The organism is Roseateles chitinivorans, from assembly GCF_050632235.1.
Taxonomy (GTDB): domain Bacteria; phylum Pseudomonadota; class Gammaproteobacteria; order Burkholderiales; family Burkholderiaceae_C; genus Roseateles; species Roseateles chitinivorans_A.
Window position 1 is genome coordinate 3,053,660 of record NZ_CP192584.1, and the last position, 14,347, is coordinate 3,068,006.

Here is a 14,347-nt window from a genome sequence, read left to right on the forward strand (position 1 = left end):
GACCGATGGTCGGCCCGGCAGGCGGCCAGACAGGCGGCGTTTTCGCCGCTCATCGATACCGCACCAGCCAGTAGAACGCGCCCATCGAGATGCCGAGGTACAGCAGGCTGGGCGCCGAGGCCACGAGCCACGGGGTCCAGTCGCGCAGCAGGCCGAGGTGGCCGGTGATCGCGTTCAGCACCACGAAGCTGATGCCCAGCATGATGCCGCCGAAGACCTTCACGCTGATGCCGCCCGAGCGGAAGTGCAGATACGCGAACGGCAGCGCCAGCGCCACCATCACCATGCAGGCGAACGGATAGAAGGCCTTGCGCCAGAACTGGATCTCCGGCTGCGCCGAGGACTGTTCCTGCGAGGACAGGTGGCGCGTGTAGCGGTAGAGCTCCAGCGTCGACATGTTCCAGGTTGGCTGCACCGCCGCGGCCACGACGCCCGACGGCAGCTGGCTCTGCCATTCGTACTTGGGCAGCAGGATCTCGCGCACCGCCGGGTTCTCGGCGAGCTTGTCCTGCGGCGCCGCCGGGTCCGCAGGCTGCGGCGCGGCCAGGGCGGGCTGGTTCAGCGGCGTCGGCGTGCGCGACCATTGCATCAGGCGCACGTCGTTCATCATCCAGCGGCCGGTCGGGTCGACCGTCGCGTTCTTCGCGGTCAGCCGGGTGGCCATCGCGCCCTTGCTGTCGAACTCGAAGACCAGCACGTCCTCCATCGCGCCGTTGGCCCGGGCCCGGCCGACATGCACCGCATAGCTGTAATCGCCGAGGCGGTCCTTCATCCACGCGCCCTGGGCGTTGGTGACGCCGCCGCTGGCGCTGGACTTGAGCAGTTGCGCCTGCCGGTCCGCCCAGGGGTTGACGAAGTCGCCCACGACGAAGGCCAGCACCGCGAAGGCCAGTGCCATCACGCTCAGCAGGCCCAGCGCACGCTGCGGGCCGAGGCCGCCGGTGCGCAGGATGGTGAACTCGCTGGACTGCGCCAGCCGCGCCATGCTGAAGATCGTGCCGATCAGCACCGCGATCGGCATCAGCTCGTAGAAGCGGCCCGGCAGCTTCAGCACGCTGGACCAGACCGCCAGCCCGATGCCCAGTCCCAGGCGCTGGAAGCGGTCCAGGTCGTCGATGAAGTCCAGGAAGAAGAACAGCGCCAGGAACCCGGCCATGACCAGGGTGAAGGAGCTCAGGATGTCGCGGTACAGCAGCCGCCGGACGGTTCTCATGTGGGCACTCCCGGCGTGGAACCGGACATCGTCGCGGGTGCGATCACCACGCCGGCCGGCGGCGCGGCGAAGACGGTCTCGTCATAGCCCGGCTTCTCGGGCGGGGCCGGGAGCACGCCGCTGCGCGGCGCGCCCAGCCGCGCGCCCTGTTCACGCCAGAGCAGCAGCAGCAGCGTCACCAGGAAGGCGCCGCCGTGCAGGGCCAGCAGCGCCGGGCCCAGCTTCATCTTGCTGGCCACCACCCAGGTCTGGGTCAGGTTGATCAGGTTGAAGTAGACGATGAAGGCCAGCAGCGCGAAGAGCAGGTTCCAGTTGCTGGCGCGGCGCGGGTTCGTCGCCGAGATGCCGATCCCCAGCAGCACCAGGTTGACGCAGCCCAGGATCATGCCGAAGCGCCAGGCCAGCTCGCCGTCGTTCTGCGGCGAGCGGTCGACCAGCAGGTCCAGCGTCGGGCGTGTCTTGGGCGGGCGCGTGCCGCCGGCGCGCATCACCTCCTCGTCGACCACGACCTGGTACTGCTGGAAGCGCGCCACCGACTTGTCGCCGTTGCGCTGGTCGACGTCGTTGCGCTGGCCATGGTCCAGCACCAGCACGCGCTGGTTGTCCTTGTACTGCAGCGCGCCGCGCGCCGAGGTCGTCACCGACTCCAGGTGCTCGGTGTTGTTCATGATGAAGACGTTGCGCGCGGCGGCCTCATCGGTCGGGTCGCGTTCGATGAAGAACACGCGCGAGCCGTCGTTGGAGGTCTGGAACTGGCCCGGCGCGACGCGGGACAGGTCGCTGCGCTGCTCGAACTGCGCGCGCAGCTGGGCGCTGTTGTCGTTGCTCCAGGGCCAGACGATGGTCATCAGCACCGCGACGACGACCAGCACCGGCGAGGCCATCGTCAGCACCGGCCGGACGAAGCGCGTCAGGCCCAGGCCGCTGGCGAACCAGATGGTCATCTCCGATTCCTTGTACATGCGCCCCAGCGACATGACGACGGCGACGAACAGCGACAGGCTCAGCATCACCGGCAGCTGGGCGAGGGCCAGATATCCCAGCGACAGCAGCACGTGCTGCGGGGCCACCGTCCCCTTGGCCGCCATGCCGAGCGAGCGCACCAGCAGCATCGTCACGACGATGGTCAGGATGACCACGAAGGCCAGTCCGAAACTGCGGGCCAGTTCCTTGCGTACGGTTGAATCGAATAACATCCGGGCACTTTATCTACTTCTCGGCATTATGGACTTCCGCTCTCAGCTCGCGACCCTCGACGCGCTCTCGTCGCACGGCGCCGACGCCCTCGTGCTGGTCGTCGCGGGCGACAGCCTGCCGGCGTCGCTCGACAAGACCGTCACCGCCCTGGTCAAGGACGCCATCAAGCTCGGCGACTTCGAGCTGAAGGCGGGTCAGGTCTTGTCCCTGGTCCGTCCGGCCGGCCTGAAGGCCCCCAGACTGGTCGTCGCCGCCAGCGGCGCGTCGCTGAAGGCCGCCCGCAGCGCGCTGGGCGCGGCGCTGGGCCAGCTCAAGGGCAAGGGCGCCACGGGCGCCTCGGTGGCCTACGCCGGTTTCGGTGCCGACCTGACCGAGTCCCTGGCCGAGCAGACCGTGCTCGCCGCGCTGGAAGCCACCTACATCTACCGCGAGACCAAGCCGAGCGCTCCTGCGGCGTCCAAGCTGACGAAGATCGCCCTGCTGCACGGCAAGGACGACGTCAAGGCGGTCAAGGCCGGCCTGACGCGCGGCCAGGCCATCGGCGCCGGCATCGCCGTCGCCCGCGAATGCGCCAACCTGCCGCCCAACGTCGCCACGCCGGCCTACCTGGCCGACCAGACCAAGGCGCTGGCCAAGAGCCATGGCATCAAGGTCGAGGTCCTGGACCAGAAGGGCATCGAGAAGCTGGGCATGGGCTCCTTCCTGTCCGTGGCCAAGGGCTCCGACGTGCCGCCGCGTTTCATCGTCGCCAAGTACGAAGGCGCCGCCAAGACGCAGGCGCCGGTGGTGCTGGTCGGCAAGGGCATCACCTTCGACTCGGGCGGCATCTCGCTGAAGCCGGGTGCCGGTATGGACGAGATGAAGTTCGACATGGGCGGCGCCGCCTCCGTGCTGGGCACGCTGCGCGCCGTGGTCGAGCTCAAGCCCAAGATCAACCTGGTCGTGCTGATCGCCGCCTGCGAGAACATGCCCAGCGCCCGCGCGGTCAAGCCGGGTGACGTGGTCACCTCGATGTCGGGCCAGACGATCGAGATCCTGAACACCGACGCCGAAGGCCGTCTGATCCTGTGCGACGCGCTGACCTACGCCGAGCGCTTCAAGCCCGCGGCCGTCGTCGACGTCGCGACGCTGACCGGTGCCTGCGTGATCGCGCTGGGCGGCGTGCGTTCGGGCATGTACGCGAGCGACGACGAACTGGCGGCCGCACTGAGCGCCGCCGGCGAGACGGCGCTGGATCCTTGCTGGCGCCTGCCGCTGGACGACGACTACGCCGACGGCCTGAAGACCAACTTCGCCGACGTCGCCAACGTCGCCGGCCGCGAGGGCGGTTCCATCACCGCCGCGAAGTTCCTGCAGCGTTTCGCCTCCAAGTACCGCTGGGGTCACCTGGACATCGCCGGGACCGCCTGGAAGGGCGGCGGCGCCAAGGGCGCGACCGGCCGTCCGGTCGGCCTGCTGACGCACTTCGTGCTGTCGCAGGTCCGCTGAACGCCGGCGGCGTTCTCCGGAAACTGAAAGAGGAAGGGCGGGTCCGGTGACGGAGGTCAACTTCTATACCGGCGTGCCCGACCGGCAGGTCTACGCCTGCCGCCTGCTGCGCAAGACGCAGGCGGCGGGACTGACCGTCGGGATCTGGGGGCCGATGAGATTGCTGGAGCGGCTGGACCAGACGCTCTGGACCTTCGAACCCGGTGAGTTCCTCCCGCATCTGCTGCTGCGCGGCGACACCCCGTCGCCGCTGCGGGAGCGCACGCCGATCCTGCTGTCGGACCAGCTCGATGCGCTGGCCGGGTGCCAGGTCTTGCTCAATTTCGAACCGGGCGTGCCGCCCGGGCTCGAGCGTTTCGAGCGCGTGCTGGAGCTGGTCTCCACCGACGCCGACCAGGTCGCCGCGGGACGCGGACGATTCAAGGCCTACAAGGCGCTCGGACTGACGCTGAATCACCACGTGATGTCGGCCTGAGCCGACCGTTTCCCGTCATTTCATCGCCGGACGATGGTCGCGCCAACCGGGTGCCGGCCCGCGCCGCCGTGGTGCCGCAAAGCCCATGGACAGGGCGCGAATCGCCTGGTCAGGCGTTCGATTGGGCGGAAAACCGCACTCCGCGTGCCACCCGTGTGCACGCTGTCGCACTCCTGCGAAAACCATCCGGGTTTGCCCCGGTGACAGGGGCGCGACAACGCCTGCGCCGTGACTGCGTTCACAGCATTTTCACTAGGGAAACGCTGCCGTCTTTCGGGGTATGGTCGCTCGCGTTGAGAACTCAACGTCATTCCACATATCCCGAGTCGGAGGTTCCTAGATGCAATCCAAGCTGAATGTGATCGTGGGCGCAATCGCCATTGCCGCAAGCGGCGCCGCCCTGGCGCAGGATGCGGTGGTCAAGATCGGCCACGTGGGTCCCACCAGCGGCGCCATCGCGCACCTGGGCAAGGACAACGAACTGGGCGCCAAGATGGCCATCGACGAGCTGAACGCCAAGGGCGTGACGATCGGCGGCAAGAAGGTCAAGTTCGAACTGCTGGCCGAAGACGACGCCGGCGATCCGAAGCAAGGCACCGCGGCCGCCCAGAAGCTGGTCGACTCCAAGGTCAACGGCGTCATCGGCCACCTGAACTCCGGCACGACCATCCCCGCGTCCAAGATCTACAGCGACGCCGGCATCCCGCAGATCTCGCCCTCGGCGACCAACCCCAAGTACACCCGCAACGGCTACAAGACGGCATTCCGCGTCGTGGCCGACGACGTGCACCTGGGCGGCACGCTGGGCAAGTACGCGGTGACCTCGCTGAAGGGCAAGTCCATCGCCGTCATCGACGACCGCACCGCCTACGGCCAGGGCGTCGCCGACGAATTCGAGAAGGGCGTCAAGGCCGCGGGCGGCAAGGTCGTCGGTCGTGAATTCACCAACGACAAGGCCACGGACTTCACCGCCATCCTGACCTCCCTGAAGGGCAAGAAGCCCGACGTCGTCTTCTTCGGCGGCATGGACGCCGTCGCCGGCCCGATGCTGCGCCAGATGAAGCAGCTGGGCATCGAAGCCAAGTTCATGGGCGGCGACGGCATCTGCACGGCCGAACTGCCCAAGCTGTCCGCCGGCACGATCTCCGACAGCCAGGTCGTCTGCGCGGAAGCGGGCGGCGTGGAAGGCGAGTCGAAGAAGTCGCTGGACGCCTTCAAGACCAAGTTCAAGGACAAGTACAAGGTCGAGGTGCAGATCTACGCCCCGTACGTGTATGACGCGGTCAACGTGATGGTCGACGCCATGGTCAAGGCCAAGTCCGCCGATCCGAAGGTCTACCTGCCGGTGCTGGCCAAGACGGCCGACTACAAGGGCGTGACCGGCACGATCGCGTTCGACGCCAAGGGCGACATCAAGAACGGCGCGCTGACGCTGTACACCTACAAGGGTGGCAACCGCGAGCAGCTCGCCGTCGTGCGCTGATCCTGGGACGCCAGTCACCAAGGTCACCCAGACCACGGAACGCCCACTTCGGTGGGCGTTTTTTTCGCCCGCGGCGGGTGTAGTCATTCCTTCACGTTCCCTCTCTGACAGGGTCACGTCGGGACGACATCGGACTGTCCCCGGTTCGGGGATCACCCCCTCACTCACGTGCATTCCCGCACGAGAGCCCCTCAAAGCATTCAGTCAGGGGTTTGCACCTAACAGGGGCTACAGACAATGGCCTCCGTCAGCGCGCCGCAGGGTCGATTCGGGGATCCGGCGGCGGACGGCGAGACGGGTTCAACCGAGCCGGATTGCAAGGCGATCGCCCCTGCAAACAGGGGGCTTTCAAGCCTGGGGGCGGGAGGCATGATGCCCCCCGCAGCGAACAGGGCCTCCTCTGGCGGAGGGCGTGTTCGCGACGAGCGGTCCTGAGAGGTTCACCCGGGTCGGCGACTGCATCCCAAGAGGATGCCGTGACCAGCTTTGGGGACGGGCATGATTCGAATTTTTAACCATTACCTCCATCGTCGTACCCTGGTCCAGGTGCTCTTCGACCTGGGCCTGATCGTCGCGGCGGTGTTTGCGGTCGCATTGAGCCAAGGCAGCAGCGAGCACATGGTGAGCTTCGCCGCGTCCTACGGCCTCTCGCTCGCCGGCGGCATGTTCGTCATCAACTCCGCGTCCGGCCTCTACTCCCAATCCCACAAGCGCTCGCTGACGCAGTCCTGCGCCCGCGCGCTCTTCGCGCTGCTGATCGGCCTGCCGCTGGCCTATGGCCTGTTCAGCCTGATCCCCGCCACCGTCTCCCACCGCGACCTGCTGACCACGACCGCCATGCTGGCCGTCGCGCTGGTCATGGTGCACCGCGTGTACGCCGCGCACTCCGGCGCGCAGGGCGCCGGCCGGACCAAGATCCTGATCTTCGGCAGCGGCCACGCCGCGCTGGCCGTCAGCGAGAGCCTGCGCGCCGCCGACCCGCATGCGCAGATCGTCGGTTTCCTGCCTGGCCCGAACGAGGTCGACCCGCAAGTGCCCGCGCATGAGCTGCTGGCCGCCGAGAGCCTGACCGATGCTGCCATGCGCCTGGGCGTGGACGAGATCGTCGTGGCGCTGTCCGAGCGTCGTGGCGGCAGCATGCCGCTGCGTCAGCTGCTGGACTGCAAGCTCTACGGCATCCGCGTCGTGGACCTGGCCACCTACTTCGAGAAGACGCTGGCGCAGATCAAGATCAGCCACGTCCATGCCGGCTGGCTGATCTTCGGCGACGGCTTCAACCAGGGCGTGCTGCGCAGCGCCGTCAAGCGCGCCTTCGACCTGGTGTCCTCGCTGCTGCTGCTGGTCGCGACCGCGCCGATCATGGCCGTCACCGCGCTGCTCATCAAGCTGGAATCGCCCGGCGGGATCTTCTACACGCAGGAACGCGTCGGCCTGAACGGCGCGACCTTCAAGGTGATCAAGTTCCGCAGCATGCGCAACGACGCCGAGAAGGACGGCCGCCCCCAGTGGGCGACCAAGAACGACGCCCGCGTGACGCGCGTCGGCAACTTCATCCGCAAGGTGCGCATCGACGAGCTGCCGCAGCTGCTCAACGTGCTGCGCGGCGAGATGAGCATGGTCGGTCCGCGTCCCGAGCGTCCGTTCTTCGTGGACGAGTTGGTCGCGCAGATCCCGTATTACGCCGTGCGCCACAGCGTGAAGCCGGGCGTGACCGGCTGGGCGCAAGTCCGCTACGAATACGGCTCGACCATCGAGGACTCGCTGGAGAAGCTCCAGTACGACCTGTATTACGTCAAGAACCACACGCTGTTCCTCGACCTGTTGATCATGCTCGAGACGGTGGCCGTGGTCCTGACGGGCCGGGGGCGCGCTGAGCGCGACGGCGGAGCGACCCGCTCCTGGCGTCCTGTCTGTGCGCCCGTTGCTGCGCCGGTCGCCGCGCCCATTCCTGATCGCGGCCCGCGCGCCGGGACTTTGATCCATGTGGGCCAACACCCTGAGCCTCGGCGCCGCGTCGGGGATCGTCGCGGTATTCGCGCATCTGGCCCTGGCGGTCGTGGTGCTGCCCCAGTTCGGCCAGCACCGGCGCCGCGCGCTGCGGCTGCAGGCCGCGCTGCTGCTGACGGCCCTGTGGGCGGGTCTTGACGCGGCGGTCGAGCAGGGCTGGCTCGGTGCCCACGGATGGCCCGCGCTGGTGCTCCTGCCCATCTGCGACGCGTTGCGCTACGGCGCCTGGTTCTCCTTCATCCTGGCGCTGATCGAATCGCGCGACGACGATGGCCGCGCGCGCAGCGCCGGCGTCGCACGGCCGCTGCAATGGCTCGCGTGGGCGGGCGTGGCCGCGGCTGTCGCCCTGCCGCTGTGGCGCTACTGGGGCGACGAGTCGCTGATGTCGATGCAGCGTCCGATCACGATGGCCTGGATGGGCCTGGGCGTGTTCGGGCTGGTGCTGATCGAGCAGATGCTGCGCAACATCGACAGCGACGCGCGCTGGAACGCCAAGCCGGTCAGCCTGGCCCTGGGCGCGGTCTTCGCCTTCGACGTGTTCGTGTTCTCGCAGGCGTCGCTGTTCGCGCAGTTCGACGGCGACGCCCTCAGCGTGCGCGCCGCCGTGCACAGCCTGGCCGTGCCGCTGCTGTGGCTGGCCAGCCGCCGGCACAAGAAGTGGCTGGACAAGCTCCATGTCTCGCGCACCGCGGCCTTCCACTCGGCGACGCTGCTGATCGTCGGCGTGTACCTGCTCGGCGTGTCCGGCATCGGCTACTACGTGCGCTACACCGGCGGCGAATGGGGCCGTGCGCTGCAGCAGGTGCTGCTCTCGGTGGGCGTGCTGGCCCTGCTGACGATGGGACTGTCGGGCTCGCTGCGCGCGAAGCTGCGGGTCTACATCAGCAAGCATTTCTTCAGCTACCGCTACGACTACCGGCAGGAATGGCTGCGTTTCACCGCGATGTTGTCGGCCAGCGCGTCGCCGGCGGAGCTGGGCGAGTCCGTGATCCGCGGTCTGGCCCATCTGGTGGAAAGTCCGGCCGGCGCGCTGTGGCTGCGCCGCGCCCCCGCGACGGCGAGCGCTTCGGAGTACCAGCAGGCCGCGCGCTGGAACCTCAACGACGACCGCCAGCCGCTGACCGCCGACGAGCCGCTGATGCGACTGCTGCAGGAGCGCGCCTGGATCGTCGACCTTGACGAGTGGCGCCGCGATCCGGCCGCCTATGAACGGGCGCCGTTGCCCGAGGCGATCGCCGGCGATGCGCGCCATTGGCTGCTGATCCCGCTGCTCAACGCGGGCGTGCTGACGGGCTGGGTGATCCTGGGCCAGCCGCGCACGCGTCTGGAATTGAACTGGGAAGTGCGCGACCTGCTGCGCACCGCCGCGCAGCAGGCGGCCAGCTATCTCGCGCAGATGCAGGCCGCCGAGGCCTTGCTCGAGGCGCGCAAGTTCGAGGCCTTCAACCGCATGTCGGCCTTCGTCGTGCACGACCTCAAGAACATCGTCACGCAGCTGTCGCTGATGATGAAGAACGCCAAACGCCTGCGGGACAACCCCGAGTTCCAGCAGGACATGCTGGACACGGTGGAAAACTCGCTGGAGAAGATGCGCCAGCTGATGCTGCAATTGCGCGAGGGCGACAAGCCGCACCACGGCAGCGCCGGCGGTGTTGCGCTGATGGCGATCGCGCGGCGGTTGGCCGCGGCCGCCGTGAGCAAGGGGCGCGCGCTGGAACTGGAGCTGCGCGACGAGGTCAGCGCGCGCGGCCATGAGGAACGCATCGAGCGCGTGCTCGGTCACGTGGTGCAGAACGCGCTGGACGCGACGCCGATCGACGGCCGCGTGACGCTGCGATTGCAGCGCGTGGGCAGCCACGCGCAGGTGGAAGTGGAAGATACTGGCTGCGGCATGTCGCAGGAGTTCATCGATCAACGGCTGTTCAAGCCGTTCCAGACGACGAAGGCGGCGGGCATGGGCATCGGCGCCTACGAGAGCTACCAGTACCTGCAGGAACTCGGAGGGAAGATCAACGTGGAAAGCGCGCCCGGACAAGGCACCAAGGTCACCATCCTGCTGCCGCTGTTTTTGCCCAGTCGGGCAGCGACGCCGGCCTGGTGGAGGCGCGATGAGTGCTCAACCGCCTTCACTGCTGATCGTCGAGGACGACCTGGCCCTTCAGAAGCAATTGAAGTGGTCGATGGACCGCTTCGAGTCCGTGACCGCCGATGACGTCGCCAGCGCCGTGCTGCAGTTCCGCCGGCACAAGCCGCCGGTCGTCACGATGGACCTCGGGCTGCCACCCGATCAGGACTCGACCTCCGAAGGCTTCAAGCTGCTCGAGAAGCTGATCGAGCTCGAGCCCGGCACCAAGGTCATCGTGCTGACCGGCCAGAACGACCAGGGCAACGCGCTGCGCGCGATCCGCATGGGCGCCTACGACTTCCTGGCCAAGCCGGTCGATCCGGACGTGCTGGTGCTGACGGTCGAACGCGCGATGCGCCTGCATGAGCTGCAGCAGGAGAACCAGCGGCTGCTCACCCAGCAGGACGGCGAACCCACCGGCAAGCTGCTCACGCGCGACGCGCAGATGCAGCGCATCTGCCGCACCGTCGAGCGTGTGTCCGGCAGCGACGCCACCGTGCTGCTGCTCGGCGAGAGTGGCACCGGCAAGGAAGTGCTGGCGCAGTCGCTGCACGACGCGTCCAAGCGCAAGGGCCGTTTCGTCGCCATCAACTGCGCGGCGATCCCCGAGGCGCTGCTCGAGAGCGAGCTGTTCGGTTACGAGCGCGGCGCCTTCACCGGCGCGACCAAGACGACGGTCGGCAAGATCGAAACCGCGCACGGCGGCACGCTGATGCTCGACGAGATCGGCGATCTGCCGATGCCGCTGCAGGCCAAGCTGCTGCGCTTCCTGCAGGAGCGGAGCATCGAGCGCCTCGGCGGCCGCCAGGAGATCGCGGTCGACGTGCGCATCGTCGGCGCGACGCACCAGGACCTGAAAAGCAAGATCGAGCAGGGGCTGTTCCGCGAAGACCTGTTCTACCGCCTGGCGGAAATCGTCGTCGACATCCCGCCGCTGCGGGACCGCGCCGGCGACGCGGTGCTGCTGAGCCATGCCTTCCTGCGCCGCTTCTCGTCGGAGCAGCGCCGCCCCATCCTGCGCCTGGCCGACGACGCGATCCGTGCCGTCGAGGCCCACCGCTGGCCCGGCAACGTGCGCGAACTGCAGAACGTCATGAAGCGCGCGTCGATCATGGCCGACGGCGAGCGCATCACGGCCGATGACCTCAACCTGCCGGTGCCCGCCGGCGGCGAGGTGCCGGCGGACGGCAACGACCTCGATCTGCGCACGGTGCGCGAGCGTGCCGAGCGCCAGGCCGTGGTGGCCGCGCTGGCCCGCACCGACGGCAACATCGCCAAGGCCGCCGACCTGCTGGGGGTCAGCCGGCCGACTCTGTACGATCTGATGGCCCGCCTCGGCGTCAAGGCCTGACGAGTGACCTTCCACGGATAACCCGACAGCGAAAGAGACGACGCATGTCCCGCAAGCCTGAGAACACCCAGATGTCCGGCCCCCTGCCTGTGACGCTTGGCGCGGAGGACGCCCGCCATCCCCGCGGCGATCGCCGCGATCGTCCCGGTCCCCGCGCGCTGAGAAGCGGCGCGACCGCGCTGGCGCTGGGATCGGTGCTGCTGCTGGCGGGCTGCTTCGGCGAGTCGGCGCAGGACCTGGTGAAGTCCGCCAAGGGCCACCTGGAGAAGCGCGACAACAAGGCCGCGATCATCCAGCTCAAGAACGCGCTGCAGAAGGACGAGACGCTGGCCGAGGCGCGTTTCCTGCTCGCCAAGGCGCTGTTGGACAGCGGCGACGTCGCCGGCGCGGCGATCGAGGCCGAGAAGGCGAAGACGCAGGGCTTCGGCGGCGACGCGCTGGTCGCGCTGCAGGCGCGGCTCCTGCTGATGCAGGGCAAGGTCGACGAATTGCTCGGCCAGTACGGCAGCACCCATCTGCAGACGCTGACCGACGAGGCCGATCTCCAGATGGCGCTGGTCACGGCCTTCGTCGCGAAGCAGAAGCTGCCCGAGGCGCGCCAGGCGGCGGACGCCGCGCTGCGCGCGGCGCCCGACAATGCGGCGGCGGGCCTGGTCAACGTGCGGCTCCTCAGCAGCGAGGGCAAGCTGCCGCAGGCGCTCGCCGAGGTCGAGCGGGTACTGACCAAGTCGCCGCGGTCGGGCGAGGCCTGGCAGCTCAAGGGCGAGTTGCAGGTGCTGTCCGATGCCCCTCGACGGAGGCCGTCGCGAGTTTCCGCAAGGCGCTGGAGATCGACAAGAAGCTCGTCGGCGCGCATGCCGGCCTGATCAACCTGCTGATGCGTGCCGGTGACAAGGCCGCGGCCAAGGAGGCCGTCGCCGCGATGAAGGCGGCTGCACCGCAGCATCCGCAGACCTTCTACTACGCCGCCGTGTTCGCGATGGACGCGGGCCAGGTCAAGGAAGCCACCGACCTCACGCAGGCGCTGCTGAAGGCGGCGCCGAACAACGATCGCGCGCTCTTCCTGGCCGGCCGCGTGGCGCAGGCCAACGGCGACTTCCGCCAGGCCGAGACGCAGTACAGCAAGATCATCCAGGCCTCGCCCGAGACGCAGCCGGCGCGCGTCGCCCTGGCGCAGCTGCAACTGCGCGGCGGCGACGCCGACCAGGCGATGGCCACGCTGCAACCGGCGCTCGACGCGAAGTCCACCTCGTCGGAGGCGCTCGCGCTGGCCGCCGAGATCCGCCTCAAGCAGGGTCAGGGCGCCGAGGCCGAGCGCTTCCTGGCGCGTGCCGCCGAAGCCAACCCGAACGACGTGCGCAGCCGCGTCGGCCTGGCGCTCAACCAGATCGCGAAGGGCCAGGAAGCGGCCGGTCTGGCCGCGCTGCGCCAGCTGGCCGCCGAGGACAAGGGCACCATGGCCGACATCGCGCTGATCAGCGTGCTGGCGCGCAAGAAGGACGGCGAAGGCGCATCGCAGGCGATCGTCGCGCTGGAGAAGAAGGATCCCAAGTCGGCGACGCCGGCCGAATTGCGCGGCCGCCTGGCGCTGCTGCGCGGGGACCGTGCGGCCGCGCGCGCCAGTTTCGAGGACGCCGTCAAGCGCGATCCGGGCTCGATGACCGCGGCGAACAGCCTCGCGGCGCAGGACCTGCAGGATCGCAAGGTCGCGGACGCCGTCAAGCGCTATGAGACCGTGCTGAAGGCCGATCCCAAGAACCTGCGCGCCGAGATGGCCATCCTGGGCCTGAAGCTGACCCATCAGCTGATCGACAAGGACGTGGCGGCCAAGCGCCTGACGGAACTCGCCAAGCAGTACCCGGACGATGCGACGCCGCGCCAGGCGGCGGTCGGCCTGCTGATGGAGAAGAAGGACTTCAAGGGGGCGTTGTCGATGGCCCAGGAAGGCGTGACGGCGAGCCCGGACAACCCCGCGCTGGTCGATCTGCTGGGGCAGGTGCAGATCGCCACCGGCGACCGGCAGCAGGCCATCAGCAGCTTCAACAAGGTCGCGACCTTGCAGCCGCGTTCGCCGCTGGGGCCGCTGCGTCTCGCGGACGCCTATGCACAGGCGGGCGACAAGGCCTCGGCGGCCGCGGCGCTCAAGCGCGCCCAGGCCATCGCCCCTGGCGACGGGGAACTGGCCCGCAAGGTGGTGGAGAAGAGCCTGCAACTCGGCCTGCCGGATCTGGCGTCGACGACGGCCAAGGGCCTGCAGACGGCGCAACCGAAATTCGGTCTGGGCTGGAAGCTCGAAGGCGACGTTGCCCGCGCGCGCAAGGACCTGCCGGCGGCGATCGCGGCCTACCGCAAGGCCGATCAGCTGGCGGGCGACGCCGGCGCGATGGTGCCCAACACCGAACTGGCGATCGCGCTGCACAGCGCGTTGATCCAGTCCGGCAAGAAGGACGAGGCGGACCGCTGGGCGGCGTCCTATCTCGCGCGCGTGAAGTCGGACGAGCTGTTCGCCTATCACCTCGGCGACGTGGCGCTGAACGCCGGCCGTTATGCTGAGGCCGAACAGCGTTACCAGGCGGTGCTGACGGCCAATCCGGACAACGCGGCGGCGACCAACAACGTCGCCTGGCTGCGCCTGCGGGCCGGCAAGGCGGACGAGGGCTTGAAATTTGCCGAGCAAGCGAACAAGCTCCGTCCCAATGTGCCGCCGTACATGGACACGCTGGCCGAGGCGCTCGCCGCCAAGGGCCAGAACGCCAAGGCCATCGAGGTGCAGAAGGACGCTGTGAAGCAGGCGCCGACCGTGCCTGCGTACCGCCTGCGCCTGGCGCAGCTGTACGTGGCTGGGGGCAACAAGGGCGAGGCCGAGGCGGAACTCAAGCGCCTGGCGGACCTGGGACCGAATGTCGAGCAACAAGCCGAGGTGCGCAAGCTGCAGGCCGCGATCCGTTGAGGCGTCCGACCCTGAGGTCGATCGCCGCGCGGACCGCGTGACGGTGGCACCACCGCGC

General features: G+C 68.6%; 10 protein-coding genes. 8 read left to right on the forward strand and 2 right to left on the reverse strand.

From position 1 onward, the window contains the following. Nucleotides 1–49: 49 nt before the first annotated feature. The gene (lptG, locus tag ACQ859_RS13935) at nucleotides 50–1,213 is read right to left on the reverse strand and encodes an LPS export ABC transporter permease LptG (RefSeq protein ID WP_431266275.1); all 1,164 of its coding nucleotides are present in this window, start codon (nucleotides 1,211–1,213) and stop codon (nucleotides 50–52) included. Beyond that, nucleotides 1,210–2,409 carry an LPS export ABC transporter permease LptF gene (gene lptF, locus ACQ859_RS13940; RefSeq protein WP_431266276.1) on the reverse strand — a complete coding sequence of 400 codons (1,200 nt, stop codon included), beginning with the start codon at nucleotides 2,407–2,409 and terminating at the stop codon, nucleotides 1,210–1,212. The genes lptG and lptF overlap by 4 nt, the downstream gene beginning before the upstream one ends. A 28-nt stretch (nucleotides 2,410–2,437) precedes the next feature. Here lptF and ACQ859_RS13945 point away from each other — a divergent pair, with 28 nt between their 5' ends. The 8 genes from ACQ859_RS13945 to prsT all read left to right on the forward strand — a co-directional run bounded on the left by ACQ859_RS13945 (nucleotide 2,438) and on the right by prsT (nucleotide 14,289). After that, a complete protein-coding gene (locus ACQ859_RS13945) occupies nucleotides 2,438–3,898 on the forward strand; it encodes a leucyl aminopeptidase (RefSeq protein WP_431266277.1) in 1,461 nt (486 codons plus the stop codon). Nucleotides 3,899–3,944: 46 nt separating this feature from the next. Beyond that, nucleotides 3,945–4,373 carry a DNA polymerase III subunit chi gene (locus tag ACQ859_RS13950; protein ID WP_431266278.1) on the forward strand — a complete coding sequence of 143 codons (429 nt, stop codon included), beginning with the start codon at nucleotides 3,945–3,947 and terminating at the stop codon, nucleotides 4,371–4,373. A gap of 340 nt (nucleotides 4,374–4,713) precedes the next feature. Further along, on the forward strand, nucleotides 4,714–5,856 hold the full coding sequence (locus tag ACQ859_RS13955) for a branched-chain amino acid ABC transporter substrate-binding protein (RefSeq protein WP_331615166.1): 1,143 nt from the start codon (nucleotides 4,714–4,716) through the stop codon (nucleotides 5,854–5,856). Between the two features lie 498 nt (nucleotides 5,857–6,354). After that, on the forward strand, nucleotides 6,355–8,001 hold the full coding sequence (locus ACQ859_RS13960) for a TIGR03013 family XrtA/PEP-CTERM system glycosyltransferase (RefSeq protein WP_431266279.1): 1,647 nt from the start codon (nucleotides 6,355–6,357) through the stop codon (nucleotides 7,999–8,001). Further along, on the forward strand, nucleotides 7,916–10,075 hold the full coding sequence (prsK, locus tag ACQ859_RS13965; protein ID WP_431266547.1) for an XrtA/PEP-CTERM system histidine kinase PrsK: 2,160 nt from the start codon (nucleotides 7,916–7,918) through the stop codon (nucleotides 10,073–10,075). Before ACQ859_RS13960 ends, prsK begins: the two co-directional genes overlap by 86 nt. Continuing rightward, entirely contained in the window at nucleotides 9,972–11,339 is a 1,368-nt protein-coding gene (prsR, locus tag ACQ859_RS13970; RefSeq protein WP_431266280.1) for a PEP-CTERM-box response regulator transcription factor, read from the forward strand. The genes prsK and prsR overlap by 104 nt, the downstream gene beginning before the upstream one ends. Before the next feature lie 44 nt (nucleotides 11,340–11,383). After that, nucleotides 11,384–12,205, forward strand: coding sequence for a tetratricopeptide repeat protein (locus ACQ859_RS13975; protein ID WP_431266281.1), 822 nt, complete (start codon nucleotides 11,384–11,386; stop codon nucleotides 12,203–12,205). Next, on the forward strand, nucleotides 12,169–14,289 hold the full coding sequence (gene prsT / locus ACQ859_RS13980; RefSeq protein ID WP_431266548.1) for an XrtA/PEP-CTERM system TPR-repeat protein PrsT: 2,121 nt from the start codon (nucleotides 12,169–12,171) through the stop codon (nucleotides 14,287–14,289). Before ACQ859_RS13975 ends, prsT begins: the two co-directional genes overlap by 37 nt. Nucleotides 14,290–14,347: the final 58 nt, after the last annotated feature.